This window comes from Embleya sp. NPDC020630, assembly GCF_044334985.1.
In the GTDB taxonomy this organism is placed as follows: Bacteria; Actinomycetota; Actinomycetes; order Streptomycetales; family Streptomycetaceae; genus Embleya.
Window position 1 is genome coordinate 416,232 of record NZ_JBIRUB010000008.1, and the last position, 23,203, is coordinate 439,434.

The following is a 23,203-nucleotide window of genomic DNA, read 5'->3' on the forward strand; positions in this document are numbered from 1 at the left end:
GATGCCACCGATTTGGTGACATCCCGTTTTTCGTGCTTTCCTGCAGGTCAGCTACGCGCGTTGAACCCGATGTGACCGGTCGGTCCGCGCCGCCTCGGCCGGGCGAGTGCCGTCACGCTCCGTAGCGTTTCTCGCTTTGTGAGACGAGGTAGGGGCGTCTTATGGGTGTTCGTTCATCGGACTGTATGCTCCGGGCAGCGGTACATGGTGTCCGTTTGATACGGCTTCGTTACTGGTCTCATATGTCTGGGTTTCGAGATTGATCACGGATTTACGTGATCAAACTGAAACCTGCAGGGGATTGGTCGCGGCCAATCGGTGACGGATAGTGGATCCGCTTGTGCTCGGAACCTGGTCACGCGCTCGGGGGCGCCGACTCTACGAGCAGCTGTGACGGATGCTTCCCGCTCGGGTGGCCCCGTTGCACTTCACTTCGGTAGTGATTCCATGAGGAGGCAACCCATGCGCGGAACAACGCGCGTGAAGTGGGTCGTCGGTGTGGCCGTTCTGGGCCTGGCCGCGACTGCGTGTGGCAGCAGCAGCGACGACAAGAAGGACGACAAGGGCGGCGGCGGTGGCAACAACGGCCTGCCCGCCGGCTACTACTCGGCCTACAGCACCGAGCCGCAGAACCCTCTCCAGCCCGCGAACTCGAACGAGAACGGCGGCTTCTACCCGCTTCAGCTCATGTTCCGCGGTCTGTACACGTACGACTCCAAGACCGGCCAGCCCGTGCCGGCCATGGCGGAGTCGGTGGAGTCCACGGACTCGATCAACTACACGGTGAAGATCAAGTCCGGGTGGACCTTCCACAACGGCGAGCCGGTCACCGCGAAGTCCTACGTGGACGCCTGGAACTGGGGCGCCGTCTCCACGAACAAGCAGATCAACGCGAGCCCCTGGTTCGAGAAGATCGAGGGCTACGAAGCGACTCACCCCAAGGAGGGTGAGCCCACCAGCAAGGAGCTGAGCGGCCTCAAGGTCGTGGACGACAAGACGTTCACGATCAAGCTGGTCCAGGCGTACTCGTCCTTCAAGGCGAGCCTCGGCTACGTGGTCTACTCGCCGCTGCCGCAGGAGTTCTTCAAGGACCCGGCGAAGTACGGCGAGGCGCCGATCGGCAACGGCCCGTTCCAGCTCGACACCGCCAACGGCGGCTGGAACCACAAGAAGTCGCTGACCGTGAAGAAGTTCGACAAGTACGCCGGCACGGACAAGCCGAAGTCGAACGGCGTGCAGCTCCAGTTCTACACGTCCTACGACGCCGGTTACACCGCGCTGCGTGACAACAAGCTCGACGTGATCGACCAGATCCCGACGTCGGCGATCGGCAGCTTCAAGAAGGACCTGGGCGAGCGCGCCATCGAGGCGCCGCAGTTCTCGATCCAGAAGATCGGCTTCCCGCTGTACGACGCCGGCTGGGGCGCGCCGGGCAAGGAGAAGGTCCGTCAGGGCCTGTCCATGGCGATCGACCGGGCGAGCATCGTCAAGGCGATCTACAAGGGCGCGGAGCAGCCGGCGACCGACTGGTTGGCCCCGAACATCCCGGGTTACAGCAAGGACATCACCGGCGAGCTGACCAAGTACGACCCGGTCAAGGCCAAGCAGCTGGTCAAGGACGGTGGCGGCATCCCCGGTGGCAAGCTCACCATCGCCACCAACGCGGACGGCCCGCACAAGGAGTGGGTCACCGCGGTCTGCAACAGCATCAACGAGGTCATCGGGCAGGGCTCCTGCGAGCCGAAGCTCTACCCCGAGTTCGGTGTCGCGCGCAAGGACATCTCGGGCAAGAAGATGACCGGCGCGTACCGTACCGGCTGGCGCGGTGACTACCCGTTCCCGGACAACTTCCTCGCCGACATCTACCAGACCGGTGCCGCGTCCAACGACGCGGGCTACTCCAGCCCGGTCTTCGACGACCTGGCCAAGCGCGCGAGCGCCGCTTCCGACCAGACCGAGGCCATCAAGCTCTGGCAGGACGCCGAGCGGCAGTTGGCGAAGGACGTCCCGTCGATCCCGCTGTGGTACTACGTGACCAAGGGCGGCTCCTCGACCAAGGTCTCCAACGTTCAAATCGACCCGTACGGCAACCCGGTCTGGACCGAGGTCACCGTCAAGTAGTGATTCGGACATGACCCGGCATTGACCATGGTCCGGCCGCACCGCAATCGGTGCGGCCGGATCTTGGCGGTGACGGGCCGGGCCTGCGACGTGCGATCCACGACGCCGGCCTGGGTCCGATCCTCGCTTCGGGCCGACGACGACAGCAGGAGGCTGGCATGGGGCGATATGTCGTACGGCGACTGCTCCAGATGATCCCGGTGTTCATCGGGACCACGTTCTTGATCTATTACATGGTGTACCAGCTGGGTGGCGACCCCATCTCGGCCATGTTCGGCGACAAGGGTGCCGACCCTGTCTTCGTGCGCCTGAAGCGGGAAGAGTTCCACCTGAACGACCCGCTGATCGTGCAGTACTGGTACTACATCACCGACCTGCTCCAGGGTAATTTCGGGACCAGCTTCAACGGTCGTCCCGTTTCCGAGGAGCTGAAGCGCGCCTTCCCGGTGTCGATCCGGCTCGCCATGATCGCCTTCGCGATCGAGGTCGTCCTCGGTGTCGGCCTCGGCCTGCTGTCCGGCCTGCGCCGCGGCAAGCTGGCGGACACCGTGGTCCTCGCGGGCACCCTGGTGGTCATCTCGATCCCGGTGTTCGTGCTCGGCACCGTCGCGCAGTTCTGGCTCGGCAGCGAGTGGGGCATCTTCGAAGCCACCGCGAGTGTGGGCGACCCGACCTGGAGTCAGTTGGTCCTGCCCGGCATCGTGCTCGGTTCGCTCTCGTTGGCCTTCGTTGCCCGATTGACCCGAACCAGCGTCGCGGAGAACATGCGCGCGGACTACGTGCGTACGGCCACGGCCAAGGGTCTCCCGCGCCGCCGCGTGGTCACCCGCCACCTGCTGCGCAACTCGCTCATCCCCGTGGTGACGTTCCTGGGCGCCGACCTCGGCGCGCTGATGGCCGGCGCGATCGTGACCGAGGGCATCTTCAACGTCGACGGCGTCGGCCGCCTGATCTACCTCGCGGTCACCAAGCACGAGAGCTCGACAGTGGTCGGCGCGGTGGCGGCGCTGGTGATGATCTACCTGGTCATGAACCTGATCGTCGACCTGCTGTACGCCGTCCTGGACCCGAGGATCCGGTATGCCTGACATGAACAAGCAGCAGCGCGAACAGCTGCCGACGGCGAGCGACGAGCAGCCCCAGTTCGGCTCGATCGAGAACCCCGGCCTGATGTTGGCGGACGAAGAGGGCACGACGCTGGAGAAGCGCGGCGCCTACGCGGCCCCGGATGTCCAGGGCCCGCAGAGCAAGCCCCGCGGTGCGTGGGGCGAGGCGTGGCGCGAGCTGCGGCACAACCCGAGCTTCTACGTCTCCGGCGGGCTGCTGGTGTTCCTGATCTTCATGGCGTTCTTCCCGGGCGTGTTCACCGACATCGATCCGCGGCACTGTCCGATTTTGGACACCAACAAGGACCCGTCGGGAGACCACTGGTTCGGCACCAACGTCCAGGGTTGCGACGTCTACGCTCGCACCGTGTTCGGTGCTCGCGCGTCGATCATCGTCGGTGTCGCCACGACCGCGCTGATCGTGGTCATAGGCGGTCTCATCGGCGCGCTGTCCGGCTACTTCGGCGGTTGGCTGGACACCATCCTGGCCCGCGTGACGGACATCTTCTTCGGCATCCCGCTGCTGCTCGCGGCGCTGGTGTTCATGAGCGCGTTCAAGGACCGCACCGTGTGGACCGTGGTGATGGCGCTCGGCATCTTCGGTTGGATGCAGATCGCGCGCATCATGCGTGGTTCGGTGATCACCGTGAAGAAGTCCGACTACGTGGTGGCCGCCAAGGCGCTCGGCGCCGGCACCGGCCGCATCCTGGGTCGGCACGTGCTGCCCAACGCGATCGCCCCGGTGATCGTGGTCGCGACCATCTCGCTCGGCACCTTCATCGCCACCGAGGCGACGCTGTCGTTCCTCGGTATCGGGCTGCCGCCCACCGAGATCTCGTGGGGTGCGGACATCAGCTCGGCGACCACCGCGCTGCGCGACTCGCCGTACCAGCTGATCTTCCCGTCGATCTTCCTGTCGGTCACGGTGTTCAGCTTCATTCTGCTCGGCGACGCGGTGCGCGACGCCCTCGACCCGAAGCTCCGCTGAGGGAGGGGACAGACAAGTGACGACGATCGACACGAAGAACAAGCCCGAGGGACCGGGCTCGGCAGGCACCGCGCCGCTGCTCGAAGTGGACAACCTGCACGTCGAGTTCCGCACCCGTGAGGGTGTGGCCAAGGCCATCAACGGTGTCTCGTACGACGTCAGCGCCGGCGAGACGCTCGCCGTGCTCGGCGAGTCCGGCTCGGGCAAGTCGGTGACCGCACAGACGATCATGGGCATTCTGGACATGCCGCCGGGGCACATCACCGGCGGCGAGATCCGGTTCCACGGCAAGGACATGCTCAAGATGTCCAAGGAGGAGCGCCGGAAGATCCGCGGCCAGAAGATCTCGATGATCTTCCAGGACGCGCTCTCCGCGCTCAACCCCGTGTATTCGGTCGGCTTCCAGCTGGCCGAGATGTTCACCGTGCACCGCGGCATGTCCCGCAAGGACGCCAAGCTCAAGGCGATCGAGCTGATGGACCAGGTGCGCATTCCGGCGGCCAAGGATCGGGTGAACGACTACCCGCACCAGTTCTCCGGCGGTATGCGCCAGCGCATCATGATCGCCATGGCGCTCGCGCTCGACCCCGAGCTGATCATCGCGGACGAGCCGACCACCGCGCTCGACGTGACCGTCCAGGCGCAGGTCATGGACCTGCTCGCGGAGTTGCAGCGCGAGCGGAACATGGGTCTGATCCTGATCACCCACGACCTCGGCGTGGTCGCCGACGTCGCGGACAAGATCGCGGTCATGTACGCCGGCCGGATCGTCGAGCAGGCACCGGTGCGGGAGCTGTACCGCCAGCCCACGCACCCGTACACCAAGGGTCTGCTGGAGTCGATCCCGCGCCTGGACCACAAGGGTCGCGAGCTGTACGCGATCAAGGGTCTGCCGCCGAACCTGATGCGTATCCCGTCCGGCTGCGCGTTCAACCCGCGCTGCCCGTACGCGCAGGACATCTGTCGCAGCGACGTTCCGCCGCTGCACGAGATCTCGGTCGGTCGGGGCAGCGCGTGCCACTTCTGGGAGACCGTGATGGAGGGAGAAGTCCGTGGCTGAGTCCCCGAACGGCGCGAACGGCGCGACCGCCGCCGATGTGCGCAAGGCCGCCGAACCGGTGGCGATGGGCGAGCCGATCCTTCAGGTGCGGGGGCTGGTCAAGCACTTCCCGATCACCCAGGGCATCCTCTTCCAGAAGAAGATCGGCGCGGTCAAGGCCGTCGACGGCGTCACCTTCGACCTGATGAAGGGCGAGACGCTGGGCCTGGTCGGCGAGTCGGGTTGTGGCAAGTCCACGGTGGCCCGACTGCTGATGAACCTGGAGTCGATCACCGAGGGCAGCGTCCTGTACAAGGGCGATGACCTGGCGAAGTTGTCGGGGCGCGCGCTCAAGGCGGTGCGCCGCAACATCCAGATGGTCTTCCAGGACCCGTACACCTCGCTGAACCCGAGGATGACGGTCGCCGACATCATCGGCGAGCCGTACGACATCCACCCGGAGGTCGCCCCCCGCGGCGACCGCAAGCGGCGTGTGCAGGAACTGCTCGACCTGGTCGGGCTGAACCCGGAGCACATCAACCGGTATCCGCACCAGTTCTCCGGCGGCCAGCGCCAGCGCATCGGGATCGCCCGGGGCCTGGCGCTCAACCCGGAGATCATCATCGCGGACGAGCCGGTCTCCGCGCTGGACGTGTCGGTGCAGGCGCAGGTGGTCAACCTGCTGGAGAAGCTGCAGAACGAACTGGGTCTGTCGTACCTGTTCATCGCGCACGACCTGTCCGTGGTGCGGCACATCTCGGACCGGGTCGCGGTGATGTACCTGGGTCGGATCGCCGAGATCGGCACCGACGCGCAGATCTACGACCACCCGACGCACCCGTACACCCAGGCGCTGCTGTCCGCGGTGCCGGTGCCGGACCCGGATGGGCGCGAGCACCGCGAGCGGATCATCCTCACCGGTGACGTGCCGTCGCCGGCGAACCCGCCGTCGGGCTGCCGGTTCCGTACCCGGTGCTGGAAGGCGCAGGACATCTGCGCCGAGCAGGAGCCGCTGCTGCAGATCCGCACCGGCCTGGACGGACTGGCCGCGCACGACAGCGCATGCCACTTCGCCGAGGAGAAGGACATCGTCGGCGCGGCCTGAACCGCGCGCCGACCGACGACGCCCGCCGTTCCCGATTGGGGGACGGCGGGCGTCGTCGTGTGCGGCGGGTGTCAGTCGCTCGCGGGGCGGGCGAGCGAGCGGTGCAGGAACTCGACCTGGAACAGCAGCAGGTTCTCCGCGACCTGCTCCTGCGGGGTCATGTGGGTGACCCCGGACAGCGGCAGCACCTCGTGCGGATAGCCGGCCGCGAGCAGCGCGCTGCTCAGCCGCAGCGTGTGCGCCGCGACCACGTTGTCGTCGGCGAGGCCGTGCACCAGCATCAGCGCCCGTCGGGTCGACGCCACCTCGCCCAGTTCGGAGCCGGACACCAGGGAGCTGCGCCGGTACGCCTCGACCTGCTCGGCGGGCATGCCGTAGTAGCGCTCGGTGTAGTGCGTGTCGTAGAGCGCCATGTCGGTCACCGGCGCGCCGGCGACCGCCGCGTGGAACACGTCGGGGCGGCGCAGCACGGCGAGCGCGGCCAGGTAGCCGCCGTAGGACCAGCCGCGGATGCCCACCCGAGTGGTGTCCAGCCACGGCCGCTCGGCGGCGACCGCCTCCAGGGCGTCGACCTGGTCCTGGAGGCTGATCGGGCCGAGGTCGAGGTGGACCGACTTCTCCCACTCGGGGGAGTGGCCCGGGGTGCCCCGGCCGTCGGCGACCAGCACCGCGAAGCCCTGGTCGGCGAACCACTGCGAGGTCAGGTGCGGGTTGCGCGCGGCGAGCACGCGCGGGCCGTGCGGGCCGCCGTACGGGTCCATCAGGATCGGCAGCCGCTCGCCGGACGCGGGGTCGAACCCGGTCGGCAGGATCAGTGCGCACGGGATGCCGCGGGCGCCGGCGCGGAGCAGTTCGACCCGGGGGGTGAGCACCGGGGTGGCCGCGTGCGAGGTGACCGTGGCGATCTCGGCGCCGCCGCGCAGCACCGCGACCCGGGTGCCGAAGCGCTCCGGCGTGGCGGAGACCAGGACCGTGGTGTCGCCGGCGCGGACCGCGGTGTGCACACCGGGTTCGGCGCTGACCCGGGTGACCCCGTCGGGGGCGACCCGGTAGACGTGGATCTCGCCGATCTCGGGCACGCTCGCGTCGGTGCCGGCCGACGCGGTGATCAGCACGTCCTCGTCTGCCACGTCCAGGATCGAGCGCACGAACAGGCGCCGGTCGGTCAGCTCCTTGTCGGCGACCACCACACGCCGAGCGCCGTCGGCGTCGACCAGGCGGACCAGCCGGCCGTCGGGCGTCCAGGCGGGCACGCCCGGAACCAGGTCGATCCACACGTCGTCGTGCTCGCGGTGCAGCTCGCGGGTGGTCCCTGCGGCCACGTCGACGGCGAGGGTGAGCAGCACCTTCTGGTCGCGCGGTTGCAGGCTCAGGAGCGGGTCGCCGCCGGCCGACCAGTGCACGCTCGCCAGGTACGGGTAGGCGTCGTGGTCCCAGGTCAGCTCGGTCCGGGCGCCGTCGAGGCCGATCAGCCAGGCGGTGACCTCGGCGTTGGCGGTGCCGGCCGCCGGGTAGGCCACCTCGCTCGGCGCCGCGGCCGGGTTGGCCGGGTCGCTGATCCACCAGCGGTCCACGGGCGCGTTGTCCACGCGCGCGGCGATCAGCGCGGAGCCGTCGGGGGCCCACCAGTAACCCCGGAAGCGGTTCATCTCCTCGGCGGCGATGAACTCGGCGAGGCCCCAGGTGACGTCGTCGCCGTCGGGCTCGGCGAGCGCACGATCGCCCGAGCCGTCGGCGGCCACCACCCGCAGCGTGCCGGCGGACACGTAGGCGATCCACTCGCCGGTGGGCGAGGGGCGCGGGTCGATCACCGGACCGGGCACGGCCAGCTCGCGCGGCGCCTCGCCGGCGGACAGGGACACGGCGAACAGCCGGCCCGAAAGGGTGAATACCGCCAGATCCCCGGCGCTGTCGAGCGCGTAGCCGACGATGCCGGCCGCCCCCTCGCGACTGCGTTCGCGCCGGGCCCGCTCCTCGGCGGACAGGTCCTCGGCCGCGCCGCCGAGCAGCGTCGCGGGGTCGGCCACCAGGCGCTCCTCGCCGGTGTCCGGATCCAGGATCCACAGGCAGGTGGTGGAGTCGTCGGGGGCTTTGGACCGCAGGAATGTGATCCGGCCGTCGGCGAAGCCGAAGCTGCGTGGAGCGCCTTGGGTGAAGCGCTGCGTGCGGGCGTATTGCCGGGGAAATGTGATCTCCGAGCTCATGTGCCACAGCGTACGGGGACGTACGCACACAGGGAGGGGAGACCGGGGGAGAGTGCGGACAGCCGTACGAACACCACCTCGCGCCCGCTGAACGAGTGAACGCGGTTCGTGACCACTGGCTTACAGTCTGTGTGTAGACATGTCCCTTTGGACCCACAGGCCGGCTTCCCCCAGCACGAACTGCGGGTCCCTGCGCACAGGAGGTGCGTGACTGTGGTGGTGTCCGTCTCCGCCGTGCTGCTGCTCGGTGTCACCGTCGTCTTCTTCGTCCGGAAGTCGTCGCTCAAGCCGATGCACGCGATCATCTGCGCCCTGCTCGGCTTCTATCTCTCCGCGACGTCGATGGCCCCCTCGATCCGCGACGCGGGCACGAGCTTCGCGGGAGTGGTGAACGGGATCCACTTCTGAACGGTGCCGCTCGTGCGGGAGCCGCGTCGACTGTGAGTCGGGGTTTGTAGGCTGGTCTGTCATGACCAATCGATGGCTGGCCAATACCGGTGGCACCCGCGGGCCCGAATACGCCGAGCGGTTTCGCCGGCTCGCGGCCGAGGGGCGTGACCTGCACGGCGAGGCCAGGTTCTGCGACGACCTGCTGCCCGAGCCCGCCCGCGTCCTCGACGCGGGATGCGGCACCGGGCGGGTGGCGATCGAGCTGGCCCGGCAGGGCCACGAGGTGGTCGGCGTCGACCTGGACGCGTCGATGCTGGCCGAGGCCGAGGCGGCGGCACCCGGTCTGACCTGGGTGCTCGACGACCTGGCCGACCTGGACCCGCTGCGGCTCGGCGGGCGCGGGAGCTTCGACCTGGTCGTGGCCGCGGGCAACGTGATGATCTTCCTGACCCCCGGCAGCGAGGCCGACGTGGTGCGCGCGCTGGCCGCGATGTTGCGCCCGGGCGGGATCCTGGTCAGCGGATTCAGCCTCGCGGGCGGCCCGGACGGAGTCGGGGCCACGATCACCGCCGCCGAGTACGAGGACGCGTGCGCGGCGGCCGGCCTGGTGCGCCGCACCCGCTACGCCGGATGGGACCGCGAGCCCTGGGTGCCCGGTGGCGACTACCTGGTCGCGGTGCACGCGGCGCCGCCCGGTCGCGGGGCCTGAACGGGCGGTCCCGGGGGTGTCCGCGGGCGCGCGTAGGCTGTCGCGCATGACCGAACGCACTACCGAGAGCCCGCTGCGACTGCTGCTCGTCCACGCCCACCCGGACGACGAAGTGATCAACAACGGCGCGTCCATGGCGCGGTACGCGGCCGAGGGTGTGCACGTCACGCTCGTCACCTGCACGCTCGGCGAGGAGGGCGAGATCCTGGTGCCCGAGCTGGCCCACCTGGCGGCCGACCGCGAGGACGGGCTCGGGGCGCACCGGATGACCGAGATCGCCGACTCGATGAAGGCGCTGGGCATTTCCGACCAGCGGTTCCTGGGCGGTCCTGGCCGCTACCGCGACTCCGGGATGATGGGTGTGCCGAGCAACGCGCGGCCCGACTGCTTCTGGCAGGCCGACGTGGAGGAGGCCGCCGCGCACCTGGTGCCGGTGATTCGCGAGGTGCGGCCGCAGGTGCTCGCCACCTACGACGAGCGCGGCGGTTACGGCCACCCCGACCACATCCAGGCCCACCGGGTGGCGCTGCGCGCGGCCGAGTTGGCCGCCGACCCGACCCACGCCGAGGGCGAGGGCGCGTCGTGGACGATCGCGAAGATCTACTACAACGTGATGCCCCGGTCGATCCTCAAGGCCGGCATCGAGCGCATGATCGAGGCCGGGCAGGACGTACCGTTCACCGCGGTCGAGGTGGACGAGTTGCCGTTCGCGGTCGACGACGACCAGGTCACCACGGCGGTGGACGCGGGCGCCCACCTGGAGGCCAAGTTCGAGGCGCTGCGCGCCTATCCCACCCAGGTCTCGGTGGAGGACGGCTTCTTCGCGCTGTCCAACAACATCGGCCAGAGCATCATGGCGGTCGAGCACTATCGACTGGTCCGCGGCGACCTCGGGCCCACCGGCCCGGACGGCCGCGAGGACGACCTGTTCGCCGGACTGCGCCCGTAAGGTAGCCCTCGTGCCAGAGAAAGCCGGCCGCGTCGCGGCATACGTCGTGCTGTTCCTGCTCGGCGCGGTGATCGCCTTCATCGGGGCGTTCACCCAGGCGGCCTACCCGCCCGCCGGGTTGATCGTCTCGCTCGCGGGCAGCGGCGGCCTGTTCGTCGCCGGCGGCTCGCTGCTGAAGGCCAAGGCCGGGGCCGCGGTGCCGGTCGGCGCCTGGATGCTCACCGTGTTGTGGCTGGCGAGTTGGACGAAGCCGGAGGGCGACTGGATCTTCGTCAGCGGCGTCCTCTCGTACATCTACCTCCTGGGTGGCACCATCTTCGGTGTCGCCGCCGCCACTTACCCCTGGGGCGGCATCAAACCCGTCCTTCTTTCGGGTGAATCGGTGAAGACGCGGACAAGGTGAACCCCTTGCGCCGCCATGCTTGCCGACGGCGCGTGCCGGGAGGCACGCGACGGTGCGGGGTAACGGTGTGGCAGGAGCGCAGTATTGTGGGTGTCGAGGTGCGGTACGTGTCATGCCCTGTCCGTGGGGTCGTCGCGACCGACTCCTCCGGCCCGTCGTACCGGGCAACCTCGGTGGCCGAGTTCGCCCACGTGCCTTCGGCGGGGAGCACCAGATCCCTCGAAGGCCGTGTCACGACCCGCACGCGGCGGGTGTCAACGCACCGCCGTCGCACTTTCCCGGATACCGTCCGATCCCGGGCGGGGGCGGCCGTGCGCCGCCACGCAACCTTCAGCTGTCGGAGAGCTCGTTCTTCGTGAGTAACGACCAGCCCCCCACGCCCGACGACCCGGGCGCGCAGCCGCGCCGCGACGATCACGATGGTGATCCGCATCCGTTCTTCGGACGCGGGCGGCCGTCGTCGGCGGCGCCCGCCGCCCGCGAGCGATCCGCCGCGCCCGCGTCGTCTCCGCATCCGTCTCCCGATCCGTTCGGGGACGACGACGAGTTCGCGTCGTGGTTCGACGACGAACCGCCCCGGCCCGCGCCCGTCGCGGGGCCGCCGGGAGGTTCGTCGTGGCCCAGCGCGGACGACGATGTGCCGCCCGTCGCGCAGCCGACCCGGCAGCCGGCCGCGCCGCCGCCGGGACCGGGCGGCCTGCCGCAGCGGGTCCCCGGCGCCTCCGGAGCCAGGAGCCTGACCACCGAGGGCACCGGTGCGCCCGGACCCGTGCCGTTGCAGGAGGCGCCGGCCACGCCGTATGTACCGGGACAGCCCGGACCGGCGCCGGTGCACGAGCAACAACGGCCGCTGCCGCCAAGCACCGCCTACGGCGTCGCGGGCGAGCACGGCGCGGGAGCGTCGGGGCCGGGTCCGGACGAGGCCGGCCGCGGGGTGCCCACCGGTGCGGAGCCGGTCGTACACCCGATCGATCCGGGCGCATCGGATGCGGCCCGGTCGGCGCCCGAGGGCGGCGCGCTGCCGAACCGGGTGGGCCGGCGTCGGCTCATCGCCGGCTTCGGCACGCCGGAGGCAGGCCCCGCGCCGACCCCGCCGGCCGGGGGCGGCACGGATGCCGAAATGCCCGCCGACGCGGGTGATTCGGGCGACCAGACGATGACCACCCGGGTCAGCATCAAGATCCCGGGCTCGCGGCCGATCCCGCCGGTGGTGCTGCGCGGTCAGGCGCCGCTGCCCTCGCAGGAGGCGCCGCGGTGGACCCTGGACGGCGACTCGGACGGGCCGTACGAATACCGCACGATGCAGGAACAGGACGCCGCCGACCACGGGTTCCCGCAGTACGGCACGACCGACGCGGCCGGGACCGCCGCGGAGCACCCGGCAGACGCCGAGGAGCGGACCGAGGAGGCGCGCCCGGCCCCGGCCCCGCCCCGACGGCGCAGGCCGAAGGCGCTGATCGCGTGCGCGGCGGGGATCGCGGTCCTCGGCGGCGTGTACGGCGCGTCGCTGGCCTACGCCGGCGGCGGGGTGCCGCGCGGCACCTCGGTGCTCGGCGTCAACATCGGCGGCCAGTCCCGCGACGAGGCGGTGCGTACGCTCGAACAAAAGCTCGGCGACCGCACCACCAAGCCGATAATGCTCGACCTCGGCGGCAAGGAACTGCGGCTGGAGCCGGCCGCGTCCGGGCTGCTCCTGGACGCGCGCGCGACCGTCAGCGAGGCGAGCAAGGGTGGGATGAACCCGCTCACCTCGGTGCCCGCGATGTTCGGCAAGACCCGGGAGACCCAGCCGCGCACCGTGGTGGACCCGGTCAAGCTGGGCGCCGCGCTGGAGGCGCTGGCCGCCGAGGCCGGCGGTGCGCAGGTCGACGGCGGGATCTCGTTCGCGAGCGGCCAGGCCACCGCGGTGCCGCCGGCCAAGGGCAAGGTGCTGGACACCCCCGCCGCGATCAAGCTGGTCGAGGCGGCCTTCCTGCACGGCGGCGGTCCGGTCGCGTTGCCGACCAAGGCCGCCGATCCCAAGGTCACCCAGGCCGAAGTGGACCGGGCGATGCGCGAGTTCGCGGTGCCCGCGATGTCGGGGCCGGTGACCCTGACGGCCGGTACCAAGTCCTTCAAGCTGAACCCGCCGGCGCTGGCCAAGTACCTCACCATGGTCCCGGACGCCGCCGGCAGGTTGCAGCCCAGGATCGACGCGAACGGCCTCCAGGAGGAGCTGGGTCAGACCTTCTCCTCGGTCGGCGAGAAGCCGAAGAACGCCACGTTCAAGGTGGAGGGCAAGCTCGCGGCCGGCGCCAAGGTCACCGTCGTGCCGTCCGTGTCCGGCAAGGGCGTCTCCGGCGCCACGGCGGCCGAGGCGGTGTTGTCCGTGCTGACCAAGTCCGGCGCGGCGCGCACCGCGAAGGTCAACCTCGGCCCGGTCGAGCCGGCGTTGACCACGGAGGCGGCGAACAAGCTGGGCATCACCGAGGTGATGTCGACCTACACCACGAACTACCCGTACGCCGCGTACCGGTTGACCAACATCCACCGGGCCGCCGATCTGATCACCGGATCGGTGATCAAGCCGGGCGACACCTGGAGCCTGAACAAGACGGTCGGCGAGCGCACCGCGGAGAACGGCTTCGCCAAGGGCACGATCATCAACAACGGGCGCTTCCAGACCGACTTCGGCGGCGGCGTCTCGCAGGTGGCCACGACCACGTTCAACGCGGTGTTCTTCGCCGGGCTCAAGGACGTGATGCACCGCCCGCACAGCTTCTGGATCGACCGCTACCCGCCCGGTCGCGAGGCCACGGTGGCCTGGCCGTCGCTGGACCTGAAGTTCCAGAACGACTCCGGGAAGAACGTCTACCTGGAGTCCACGTACACCGATTCCACGGTGACCGTGACGCTGTTCGGCACCCGCAAGTACGACGACATCAAGGCCGAGCCGGGCAGCAAGTACGACGTGGTCAAGCCCAAGTCGGTGGTGGACAAGTCGGCGGGCTGCGTGGAGCAGGCCGCGTCGGACGGGTTCAAGATCGACGTGACCCGGGTGTTCATCCAGGGCGGCAAGGAAACCGCCCGGGAGAAGTTCCACACCAAGTACGACCCGGCCGACAAGATCACGTGTGACAAGACCGGCGGCGCGGGCGAGGGCGAGGGGCAGGGCCGCACGGCCGACTCACCCCCGCCGGGCGCAATGCCGGTACGGATGTCGGACGACTAGGGCCGGACAGGGCCTAGCGGCTGCCGAGGCGGCGGACGTACGAGGCGGGGCCGGATCGCGAGACAGGCGATCCGGCCCCGCCTTCGCCGTGTCGGCCCGGTCCCGCGACGCTCTCGCCTCAGGACTCGGCCCGGCCCACGTCCCGCGACAGGTCGAGGGCCAGGAACCGGTCGACGTGTGCCAACGCCTCGAAGCGCGCCCCCGGCGCCACGTTCTCGTCGCGGGCCAGCTCGACCAGGAGCCGGATCGCCGCGCGGGTGTCCAGGTCGGCGTCCAGCGCGGCGTGGATCGGCCCGATCGCCTCGGCCGGCATCGGCGCGGACGGGGACTCGGCGCACGTGGCGGTCCGGGCGCGCAGTTCGGCGAGGACGGCCGTCGCGTCGGCCGCCCCGTGATACCCGGCGTGGTCCGCGCGCAGCGGCTCGTCGGCGGCCAGCGAGAGCAGGATCAGCCGCATCACGAGCGGATCCTCGGGATGCGGGACCGGTCGGCGGGGCGCGGCGTCGACCACCGCCGCCGGATGCAGCACGTGCACCCGGGCGCGCGGCCCCTCGTCCCCGTCCTCGCCGAAGTACAGGTCGATCGCGCCGTCCGGCTGCCCCATGGCGGGCAGCGGCATGTTGTACCGGCCGTAGCCCGCCGCGTCCGCCACCCGCGCGCGATAGGGCAGGTGGTGGACGGTCACGGTCAGGTGGTGCCGGCCGGCGACCCGGCGGAAGGTGTCGGCGATGATCGCCGCGCGCAGCGAACGGCTCGGGTAGGCCACCCGTACCCGCCGGCCGATCGAGGTGGTCACGAGTTCGGACTTGCCGGTCTGGGAGTCGGTCAGTCGCACCATGGCGGCCACGCTAGTGCCGGGAGGCCCGTCCGCGGCGCGGCTCCGCCATACCCCATGACATCTGTCATGCCCTGATCAGGAGGTTTCCCACTTCGCCGGCCGAGGGTGGTCGGCCAGGCTGGGCGCATGACGATCACGGCTGGGAAACAGACGACCGCGCCGGCCGTCGCGCTCGGCGGGGTGGGCAAGTGCTTCGGTGAACTGCGCGCCGTGGACGGGCTCGACCTCGAACTGCGCCAGGGGGAGACCGTCGCGCTGCTCGGGCCCAACGGTGCCGGCAAGTCGACCACACTCGACCTGCTGCTCGGACTGAGCCGGCCCACCGAGGGCACGGTCGCGCTGTTCGGCGGCGATCCGCGCGACGCGATCCGGCGCGGTCGGGTCGGCGCGATGTTGCAGACCGGTGGCCTGATGCCGGACGTGACCGTCGGCGAGATGATCGGCCTGGCCCGAGACCTGCATCCGCGCCCGCTGCCGCGTGCGGACGTGCTGCGTCGCGCCGGCATCGAGGACCTGGTCGACAAGAACGTCGACAAGCTCTCCGGCGGCCAGGCCCAGCGGGTGCGCTTCGCGATGGCGATCGCGGGTGAGGTGGACCTGATCGTCCTGGACGAGCCCACCACCGGGATGGACGTGGACAGCCGGCAGCGGTTTTGGGTCAGCATGCGCGAGCAGGCCGAACTGGGCCGCACCGTGTTGTTCGCGACGCACTACCTGGAGGAGGCGGACAACGTCGCCGACCGGGTGCTCGTGCTGCACCGGGGGCGGTTGCTCGCCGACGCGAGCGCCGCGCAGATCAAGGCCCGGGCCGGGCTGCGCCGGATCGCGTTCGACCTGGACCGGGCGGTCGAGCAGGACGAGGCCGTGCTGCGCGCGCTGCCCGGCATCGCGCACATCGAACTGAGCGGCCACACCGTGCGCATCCGCAGCGCCGACGCCGACGAGACGGTGGCCGCGATCTACGCCGCCGGCCTGCGTCCGCGCGGCCTGGAGGTCGCCGGTCTCGGTCTGGAGCAGGCGTTCCTGGCGATCACCCAGCAGGCGGACGAGGCGGAAGGAAAGGGCATCCCGGCATGAGGACGTTGATGAGACTCGAAGTGCTGAGGATGTTGCGCAACCGGCGCTACCTGCTCTTCACGCTGGCGTATCCGGTCGCGATGTACCTGATCTTCGGCAGCCAGTCGGGAGACGTGGACGGCACCGACGTATCCGCGTACGTGATGGTGTCGATGGCCTCGTTCGGCGCGGTCGGCGCGGTGCTCAGCGCCGGTGTGCAGCGGATCGCGGCGGAGCGGCAGAGCGGCTGGACCCGGCAGTTGCGGCTGACCACGCTCACCGGGCGGCAGTACGTGATCTCCAAGCTCGTCTCGGCGGCGGTGGTCGGCCTGCCCGCGATCGTGCTCGTGCTGGGCACCGGCTTCCTGCGCGGGGTGCGGCTGGACGCGTGGCAATGGGGCGTGATCGTGATCGCGCTGTGGTTCGGCTCGTTCGTGTTCGCCGTGCTCGGGATCGGGCTCGGCTACCTGGTCGCCCCCGACTCCGCGCAGCCGCTGTTCATGCTGGTCTACCTGGGCATGGCGGTGCTGGGTGGCATGTGGGTTCCGCTGAGCGGGTTTCCGCAGGTCCTCCAGGACATCGGCCACGTGATGCCGACCTATCGCTACGGGCAACTGGGCTGGGAGGTGCTGGCCGGGCATCGGCCCCGGGTCGCCGACGTGGTGGTGCTCGCGGTGTACCTGGTCGCGTTCACCGCGCTGGCCGCCTGGCGCTACCGTCGCGACGAGCAGAAGGTGGCGGCCTGATCCGGGGCCGTTCGCCCGACGGGACGGTCCCGAGGCGTGGTGGGACCTGTTCCCGAGAAGGAGCGCGTGACATGCGGTGGTCGGACGCGACAGCGACACGGCAGGACTCGACGCGTGGGCGGGCCATCCGGATGTCGTGGTCGTTGCTCTGGTTGTTCTTCCTGACCCCCGTGGTGCACGACCTGGCCACCGGGGGGTACGGGCCGGTGCGCCTGACGGTGGGCTCGATCGGGCTGCTCGTGGTGGTGGTCTGCTACGTCGCGCTGGTGTTCGGCGGGGTCGGCTGGTTCGGCCTGTTCGGTCGGGTGGAGGCGGTGCTGCGCCGGGCGCTCGACACCGAGCGGGCCCAGTCGGGGGCCTGCCTGCTGCTGTGGGCGACCGCGGTCGGGCTGATCCTGACCTTCGACGACGCCTGGCTCGGCCTGATGGTCTACGTCGCGGTGTCGGTCGGGGCCGGGCTGCGCTTTCCGCGGTCGATGTGGGGGATCCTGGGCTGCGTGGTCTCCGGGCTCGGGCTCGGTGTGCTGCTCGGCGCGGCCGGCAACGACCTGCTGGTCCTGGCGTTCGTCACGGTGCTCACCGGCGGGGTGATGATCGGGGTGCGCCGACTCCTGGAGACCCTGGTCGAACTGCGTGAGGCCCGGGAGATCGTGGCCCGGCTCTCGGCCAGCGAGGAACGCCTGCGGATGGCCCGCGACCTGCACGACGTGCTCGGCCACTCGTTGTCGCTGATCACCCTCAAGAGCGAACTCGCCGGCCGCTTCCTGCCCGAGCACGTGGATCGCGCGGCCGAACAGGTCGCCGACATCGAGCGGGTCGGCCGGCAGGCGCTGGTGGACGTGCGCGAGGCGGTGAGCGGCTACCGGCGGCCGACCTTCGCGGTCGAGCTGGCGGGCGCCCGGATCGCGGCGCGCGCGGTGGGCATCGAGCTGACCGTGGTGCCCGAGCAGTGGCCGCAGTGCCCGGACCCGGAGGCGGAGGCGGTGCTCGCCTGGGCGCTGCGTGAGGCGGTCACCAACACGATGCGGCACAGCGGCGCGCGGCGCTGCACGGTGCGCCTGGACACCGGCGCGATGTGGCGACTGGACATCCGCGACGACGGGCGCGGCACGACGGGTGGCGAGGGCAACGGGCTGACCGGGCTGCGCGAGCGATTCGCCCTGGCCCACGGCACCATCGAGGTCGGCGGCGGGGAGCACGGGCGCGGGTTCGGGTTGACCGCTTCGGTCCCGGTGCTTCCCGGAAAGACCGCCGAGCGCCGGATTGCCCCCGGAGCGCCGGAAGGGACCCGCTAACGTTCGGGCCGTGATCAACGTACTGCTCGCCGAGGACCAGGCCATGGTGCGCGAGGCGCTGGCCGCGCTGCTCGGCCTGGAGGAGGACATCCGCGTCGTCGCCCAGGTCGCGCGCGGGGACGAGGTGGTCGAGGCGGTGCGGGCGAGCGGCGCCGACGTGGCGCTGCTCGACATCGAGATGCCGGGACGGGACGGCTTGGCCGCCGCCGCCGAGTTGCGCCGGGCGCTGCCCGGTTGCCGAATTGTCATCCTGACCACGTTCGGTCGCCCCGGCTATCTGCGCCGGGCGATGGAGGCGGGCGCGGACGCGTTCCTGGTCAAGGACGCGCCCGCCGCGCAACTGGCCGACGCCGTACGCCGGGTGTTGCGCGGCGAGCGGGTGATCGACCCCACGCTCGCGGCCACCGCGCTCTCGGTCGGCGCCGACCCGCTGACCGAGCGCGAGCGCGACGTGCTGCGCGCGGCGTCGGGCGGCTCGACGGTGTCCGAGATCGCGAGCCTGCTGCACCTGTCCGAGGGCACCGTGCGCAACCACCTGTCCTCGTGCATCGGCAAGACGCACGCCCGCAACAGGGCGGACGCGGTGCGCATCGCGCACGACAACGGCTGGCTCTGACCGGCGCCGGTACGGGTGTCCGGATCGCGCGGTCGCCCCGGTGGCGTAAGGGTCGCCGACGGAATGTGGGACCGGGATCCCTCGTTGTGGGACAACGGATCTTTCCCGCCGGTCGCCCCGGGCGATCGATGGGACCGGGGCCCGAAGGCCGGTAGAGTCCTCGTGCCCGGCGGCCCGAGTGTCGTCGGAGAGGATGTCGGAGGAATGGGCATGGGGTCGCACCGGGCAGGCGGTCCCGAACCGGGCACCCGTCGTCCCCGTCGGGAACGCATCCGCTGGGCCGCCGCGAGCGCCGTGCTCGCCGCCTTGCCGGCCGCCTTGGTGGTGGCGCTGTCCGGGGACTCGTCCGACGCCGATCACCTGCTCAGCGCCGACTACGTGCGCACCGGATCCTGGCCCAGCGGCTACAGCGGCCAGTACGTGCTGCGCAACACCGGGTCCGACACGGTCGAGGGTTGGACCCTGCGCTTCGACCTCCCGGCGGGCACGCGGATCGCCACCGTATGGAACGGCCGGCTCGAACCGGCGGCCGGCCGCTACACCGTGCGCAACGAGAACTGGAACCGGGCGCTGCGGCCGGGCGAGAGCATCGTGGTCGGCTTCGAGGTCCGCCGGGACGGGGTCGGCGTGCCGACCGCGACCGAGCCGGTCCGCGCCGACGGGCCGACCGCGTGCACGATCAACGACAAGCCGTGCGGCGGGTCGGCCGGGACCGGGCCGGACGAGCGGACCGGCCCGTCCGGGTGGACGCCGACCGCGAGCCCGTCCGCCGGCCTCGACCGGCACACCGGCACCCCGACCCCGACCGGCACCGGCCGGGGCGGCGGGACGACGTCGTCCCCCTCGGCCCCGCCGGTGACCGCGTCCCCGACCGACGCCACGCCGCGCGCGGGCACGGTCGAACACCTCGCGCCCTACCTGGACATGACGCTCGACCCCACTCGGGCCGGATCGTCCGGCGTGCGCGACCACACCCTCGCCTACGTCGTGGACGGCGGTGGTTGCCGGCCGATGTGGGGCGGGGTGACCCGCCTCGACGACCCCGCGACCGCCGCCCGGATCGCCGCGCTGCGCGAGGCCGGCGGATCGATCAGGGTCGCCTTCGGCGGCGCCGGCGGAACCGACCTCGCGGTGTCCTGCGGCAGTCCGGAGGAACTGGTGGCCGCCTATCGGCAGGTCCTGGACGTTACCGGGACCGATGCGATGGATCTGGACATCGAGGGCCGGGCGCTGGTCCGCCCCGATGTGATGCAGCGGCGCAACGCGGCGCTGCGGCTGCTCCAGGAGGACGCGCGGCGGGCGGATCGGCGGGTGGACGTCGGCTACTCGCTGCCGGTGCATCCGCTCCAGGGCCTGGGCGACGAGGCCAAGGCGCTGCTGCGGGACGCCGCCGCGCAGCAGGTCGACGTGTCCTACGTGAACATCAAGGCGATGAACTACGGCGCCGGGGTCGCGCCCCGGCCGCAGGGACGGATGGGCCGCTTCGCCGCCGACGCCGCGCGCGCGCTCCAGGCGCAGATCCGCGAGGTGTGGCCGCACCTGACCCAGGAACAGGCCTGGCGGCGGGTGTCGGTGACGGTGATGATCGGCCGCAACGACGTGCCGGGGGAGGTGTTCACCCTGGACGACGCGCGCCGGTTCGCCGATTTCGCCCGGCAGAACCATCTGGGCCGGGTCGCGTGGTGGTCCGCCGCGCGGGACCGACCGTGTGCCGACGGCACCGCGACCGAGACCGGCGCCGACCCCACGTGCAGCGGGGTGGCCCAGGAGCCGGAGGCGTTCCTGCGCGCACTCGGCGGCTGAGCGCGCGGTCGGGTCCCGGGCGTGGAGCCGGTCACCGGTCCGGTCCGGCGCGGTCGCACGGCATTCGGGGCCGGTCTGCGTGCCGGGTGTGGGTGGCTGATTTCGACGGGTCGGGTCGGGTTGGTCGCCGCCGGGCGCCGGCGAATCCAAGCGGCAACCTTATGGTTGTTCGATTCGAGGACTTTTCTCGATGCGGCGAGCGCGGCGAGGAGTCCCACCGGACGGGCCCATGCCCTAGTTCAGCCGGGCCCGGGCCGCCTTCGCCTCGGTGAGCATGCCCTCCGCGGCCTTGGGGTCGATGTGCTTGACCAGTTCGGCGTACTCCTCCAACTGCCGTGCGCCGGCCGCGAATTGGCCGGTCCTGGCGAGGAGTGTGCCGCGTTCGTGGCGCAGCGCCGCCGGGTGGCGCGGCAGCAGCAGGGACAGCTCGACCGCCCACAGCCGGGTCCAGGCGCCCTCGATGCCGCGCTCGGGCTGTGCCGCCCAGGCGCGGATGTTGTTCAACATCCGGAGCAGGATCGCGGTCGGCCGCGCCGGTTGCAGCAGCGTCGGATCTCCGGGCCGGCCCCCCGCCTCCGCGGCCAGTCGGCGGGCTCGGGACACCGACAGCGGCACCCCGCCGTGGAACGGGTCGGCCAGCTCGAACTCGCCGTCGGGATCCCCGATCCCGACCACGAAATGTCCCGGCAACGCGACGCCGTACACCGGCAGCCCGGCCCGGCGGCCGACGTCGATCCACACCACCGACAGCAGGATCGGCAACCCGCGCCGGCGGCGCAGCACCTCGTGCAGCAGCGACGAGCGCAGGTCGGCGTAGTCGGACTGCTGCCCGAGGAACCGGGCCCTTCCGCCGAGCACCCGCGCCAGCGCCGCGGCGGCCCCCGGCGGGTCGAAGCCGGGCCCCGCCTCGGCCCGCACCGCCGCCGCGAGCCGCTCCAACTCGGCGATCCCCACGGCCGGATCGAACGCCGGATCGACCTCGACGCCCATCAGCAGCGCGGCCTCGGCCAGATCCACCTCGTCGGCCCGCACGACCGCCGCGAACCGGTCGCGTGGATTCCCGGGAGCGCTCACGTGGCGGCCGGGGAGCGGCGGTAGTGGTAGCCGTGGTGGTCGGTGTAGCCGAGCGCGTCGTAGAGCTCGCGCGCCGCCCGGTTGTCCGACTCCACCTGGAGCCAGCCGGTGACCGCGCCACCTGCGAGCGCCCGGTCGGTCAGCGCCTTCACGATCGCCCGCGCGTGGCCGCGTCTGCGGTGCGCCGGGTCCACCTCCAGGCCGGCGAAGCCCGCGTAGCGGCCGAGCACGCACACCCGGCCGATGGCGACCGGCCGGCCCGACTCCGGGTCGGACACGGTCGCGAACAGCGTCCCCGGCGGCCCCTGGAGCACGTGCCGCTCGGCGCCGCCGGCGTGTTGCGCGACCCGGTGGTAGAGCGACACCCACCCGTCGGTCAGGGTGGTCCCGATCTCGACCCGGCCCGCGTCCACGTCGCGCAGCACGTCGGCCGCGCGCACCAGGCGCCCGGTACGCATCAGCGCGTCACCCTCGGCCGGCCACCCGGCGGCGTCGAGGAAACGGTCGAACGGGTCCTCGTGCGCGACCTGGAACAGCGTCGGCAGGTCGCGCGCCGAATACCAGGCATTCACTCGATCGAGTGCCTCCGGGAAGGGCATGTCGGGCTCGCCCAGGACCAGCACCGAATTGGCCCGCCGGGTGAATCCGCCGGCCGCGCGCAGCAGCCACTCGCCGAAGGCGGCGACCTCGGGGGCGGGCCAGGACCGACTGGCCACGTCCTGCAGGCGGGCCGGGGTGAGCCGCCGTACGGGTGGCGGGACGACCTTGGCGGCGACGATGCTCGCTTCCGCCACCCGGGCGATACTGCCGTCCCTGCGGGTGATTGTCAGCACACCGTCGCGCCAGTCCACGAGATCGCCCACGACGTCGGAATAGCTCGCCTCGGCGTCCTCGGGCGGCAGTTCGCGGCGCACCGACACGCGTCTGCCCACATCCCGCGGTGTGATCCTCTTCACCTGTCCGGCATCCCCGATCCGTGCTGACCTCGTCCGCCCACGTCTGCTGACATGTTCCCGGCCCACAGGTAAGGGCCACCTGCTAGGAGTAGGCCCCGGCCCACCGCGATACTAGTTGCGGGCACCGACGTTGCCGCGCTCCCGCGCACCCTGTACCGCCCGCATGAGGAGGAACCCGACGTGACCTACGTCATCGCGCAGCCCTGCGTCGACCTGAAGGACAAGGCATGCATCGAGGAGTGCCCCGTCGACTGCATCTACGAGGGTGAGCGTGCGCTGTACATCCACCCCGACGAATGCGTCGACTGTGGAGCCTGCGAGCCGGTCTGCCCGGTCGAGGCGATTTTCTACGAGGACGACACCCCGGAGCAGTGGAAGGACTACTACAAGGCGAACGTGGAGTTCTTCGACGACCTCGGCTCCCCGGGCGGCGCCTCGAAGATGGGTCTGATCGCCAAGGACCACCCGCTCATCGCCGCGTTGCCGCCGCAGGCGACCGGCGAGTAGAGCGTCGTGACCGCTTCGCACAACGGTGCGCGGCCGCTTCCCGACCCCGCCGACGCGCGGGGCCGGGAAGCACGTCGCGTCACCGAC

20 protein-coding genes are annotated in these 23,203 nt (G+C 71.1%); 16 read left to right on the forward strand and 4 right to left on the reverse strand.

The features are described from left to right. Positions 1-462 precede the first annotated feature (462 nt). The 5 genes from ACH4XV_RS27925 (at position 463) to ACH4XV_RS27945 (ending at position 6,359) form a co-directional block, all read left to right on the forward strand. On the forward strand, positions 463-2,121 hold the full coding sequence (locus ACH4XV_RS27925) for an ABC transporter substrate-binding protein (protein ID WP_395794388.1): 1,659 nt from the start codon (positions 463-465) through the stop codon (positions 2,119-2,121). Positions 2,122-2,279: 158 nt separating this feature from the next. After that, the gene (locus ACH4XV_RS27930; protein WP_395794390.1) at positions 2,280-3,209 is read left to right on the forward strand and encodes an ABC transporter permease; all 930 of its coding nucleotides are present in this window, start codon (positions 2,280-2,282) and stop codon (positions 3,207-3,209) included. After that, positions 3,202-4,215, forward strand: coding sequence for an ABC transporter permease (locus ACH4XV_RS27935; RefSeq protein WP_395794392.1), 1,014 nt, complete (start codon positions 3,202-3,204; stop codon positions 4,213-4,215). Before ACH4XV_RS27930 ends, ACH4XV_RS27935 begins: the two co-directional genes overlap by 8 nt. Before the next feature lie 16 nt (positions 4,216-4,231). After that, positions 4,232-5,275 carry an ABC transporter ATP-binding protein gene (locus ACH4XV_RS27940; RefSeq protein WP_395794394.1) on the forward strand — a complete coding sequence of 348 codons (1,044 nt, stop codon included), beginning with the start codon at positions 4,232-4,234 and terminating at the stop codon, positions 5,273-5,275. 64 nt (positions 5,276-5,339) lie between these two features. Continuing rightward, positions 5,340-6,359 (forward strand): ABC transporter ATP-binding protein, encoded by a 1,020-nt coding sequence (locus ACH4XV_RS27945; protein WP_395794464.1) that lies wholly within the window; start codon positions 5,340-5,342, stop codon positions 6,357-6,359. Between the two features lie 71 nt (positions 6,360-6,430). Here the strand turns inward: ACH4XV_RS27945 and ACH4XV_RS27950 are convergent, their stop codons facing one another. Further along, a complete protein-coding gene (locus ACH4XV_RS27950; protein ID WP_395794396.1) occupies positions 6,431-8,563 on the reverse strand; it encodes a prolyl oligopeptidase family serine peptidase in 2,133 nt (710 codons plus the stop codon). A 213-nt stretch (positions 8,564-8,776) separates the two neighbouring features. Here ACH4XV_RS27950 and ACH4XV_RS27955 point away from each other — a divergent pair, with 213 nt between their 5' ends. The 5 genes from ACH4XV_RS27955 to ACH4XV_RS27975 all read left to right on the forward strand — a co-directional run bounded on the left by ACH4XV_RS27955 (position 8,777) and on the right by ACH4XV_RS27975 (position 14,225). After that, positions 8,777-8,971: a DUF2304 domain-containing protein gene (locus ACH4XV_RS27955; protein WP_380000028.1), complete on the forward strand. Its 195-nt coding sequence runs from the start codon at positions 8,777-8,779 to the stop codon at positions 8,969-8,971. Between the two features lie 61 nt (positions 8,972-9,032). Next, positions 9,033-9,662 carry a class I SAM-dependent methyltransferase gene (locus ACH4XV_RS27960; RefSeq protein ID WP_395794398.1) on the forward strand — a complete coding sequence of 210 codons (630 nt, stop codon included), beginning with the start codon at positions 9,033-9,035 and terminating at the stop codon, positions 9,660-9,662. Between the two features lie 46 nt (positions 9,663-9,708). Next, on the forward strand, positions 9,709-10,611 hold the full coding sequence (mshB, locus tag ACH4XV_RS27965; protein ID WP_395794400.1) for an N-acetyl-1-D-myo-inositol-2-amino-2-deoxy-alpha-D-glucopyranoside deacetylase: 903 nt from the start codon (positions 9,709-9,711) through the stop codon (positions 10,609-10,611). A 10-nt stretch (positions 10,612-10,621) separates the two neighbouring features. After that, positions 10,622-11,014 carry a DUF6113 family protein gene (locus ACH4XV_RS27970; RefSeq protein ID WP_395794402.1) on the forward strand — a complete coding sequence of 131 codons (393 nt, stop codon included), beginning with the start codon at positions 10,622-10,624 and terminating at the stop codon, positions 11,012-11,014. 355 nt (positions 11,015-11,369) lie between these two features. Then, the gene (locus ACH4XV_RS27975; protein ID WP_395794404.1) at positions 11,370-14,225 is read left to right on the forward strand and encodes a VanW family protein; all 2,856 of its coding nucleotides are present in this window, start codon (positions 11,370-11,372) and stop codon (positions 14,223-14,225) included. 118 nt (positions 14,226-14,343) lie between these two features. Here the strand turns inward: ACH4XV_RS27975 and ACH4XV_RS27980 are convergent, their stop codons facing one another. Further along, a complete protein-coding gene (locus tag ACH4XV_RS27980) occupies positions 14,344-15,063 on the reverse strand; it encodes a hypothetical protein (RefSeq protein WP_395794406.1) in 720 nt (239 codons plus the stop codon). 126 nt (positions 15,064-15,189) lie between these two features. Here ACH4XV_RS27980 and ACH4XV_RS27985 point away from each other — a divergent pair, with 126 nt between their 5' ends. From ACH4XV_RS27985 to ACH4XV_RS28005, 5 genes are all read left to right on the forward strand, one after another. Then, a complete protein-coding gene (locus ACH4XV_RS27985; protein ID WP_395794408.1) occupies positions 15,190-16,140 on the forward strand; it encodes an ABC transporter ATP-binding protein in 951 nt (316 codons plus the stop codon). Positions 16,141-16,148: 8 nt separating this feature from the next. Next, a complete protein-coding gene (locus ACH4XV_RS27990; protein ID WP_379999750.1) occupies positions 16,149-16,865 on the forward strand; it encodes an ABC transporter permease in 717 nt (238 codons plus the stop codon). Positions 16,866-16,936: 71 nt separating this feature from the next. After that, complete coding sequence (locus tag ACH4XV_RS27995; RefSeq protein WP_395794410.1) at positions 16,937-18,160, forward strand: sensor histidine kinase; 1,224 nt, start codon at positions 16,937-16,939, stop codon at positions 18,158-18,160. A gap of 10 nt (positions 18,161-18,170) precedes the next feature. Further along, the gene (locus ACH4XV_RS28000; RefSeq protein ID WP_395794412.1) at positions 18,171-18,776 is read left to right on the forward strand and encodes a response regulator; all 606 of its coding nucleotides are present in this window, start codon (positions 18,171-18,173) and stop codon (positions 18,774-18,776) included. A 210-nt stretch (positions 18,777-18,986) separates the two neighbouring features. Further along, complete coding sequence (locus tag ACH4XV_RS28005; RefSeq protein ID WP_395794414.1) at positions 18,987-20,579, forward strand: cellulose binding domain-containing protein; 1,593 nt, start codon at positions 18,987-18,989, stop codon at positions 20,577-20,579. 234 nt (positions 20,580-20,813) lie between these two features. Here the strand turns inward: ACH4XV_RS28005 and ACH4XV_RS28010 are convergent, their stop codons facing one another. Together ACH4XV_RS28010 and ACH4XV_RS28015 are read right to left on the reverse strand one after the other, a co-directional pair. Continuing rightward, on the reverse strand, positions 20,814-21,653 hold the full coding sequence (locus ACH4XV_RS28010; RefSeq protein WP_395794416.1) for a SirB1 family protein: 840 nt from the start codon (positions 21,651-21,653) through the stop codon (positions 20,814-20,816). Continuing rightward, on the reverse strand, positions 21,650-22,609 hold the full coding sequence (locus ACH4XV_RS28015; RefSeq protein ID WP_395794418.1) for a GNAT family N-acetyltransferase: 960 nt from the start codon (positions 22,607-22,609) through the stop codon (positions 21,650-21,652). The genes ACH4XV_RS28010 and ACH4XV_RS28015 overlap by 4 nt, the downstream gene beginning before the upstream one ends. 180 nt (positions 22,610-22,789) lie before the next feature. On the opposite strand from ACH4XV_RS28015, the gene fdxA reads away from it, so the two are divergent. Continuing rightward, positions 22,790-23,116 (forward strand): ferredoxin, encoded by a 327-nt coding sequence (gene fdxA, locus ACH4XV_RS28020; protein WP_020556628.1) that lies wholly within the window; start codon positions 22,790-22,792, stop codon positions 23,114-23,116. Positions 23,117-23,203: the final 87 nt, after the last annotated feature.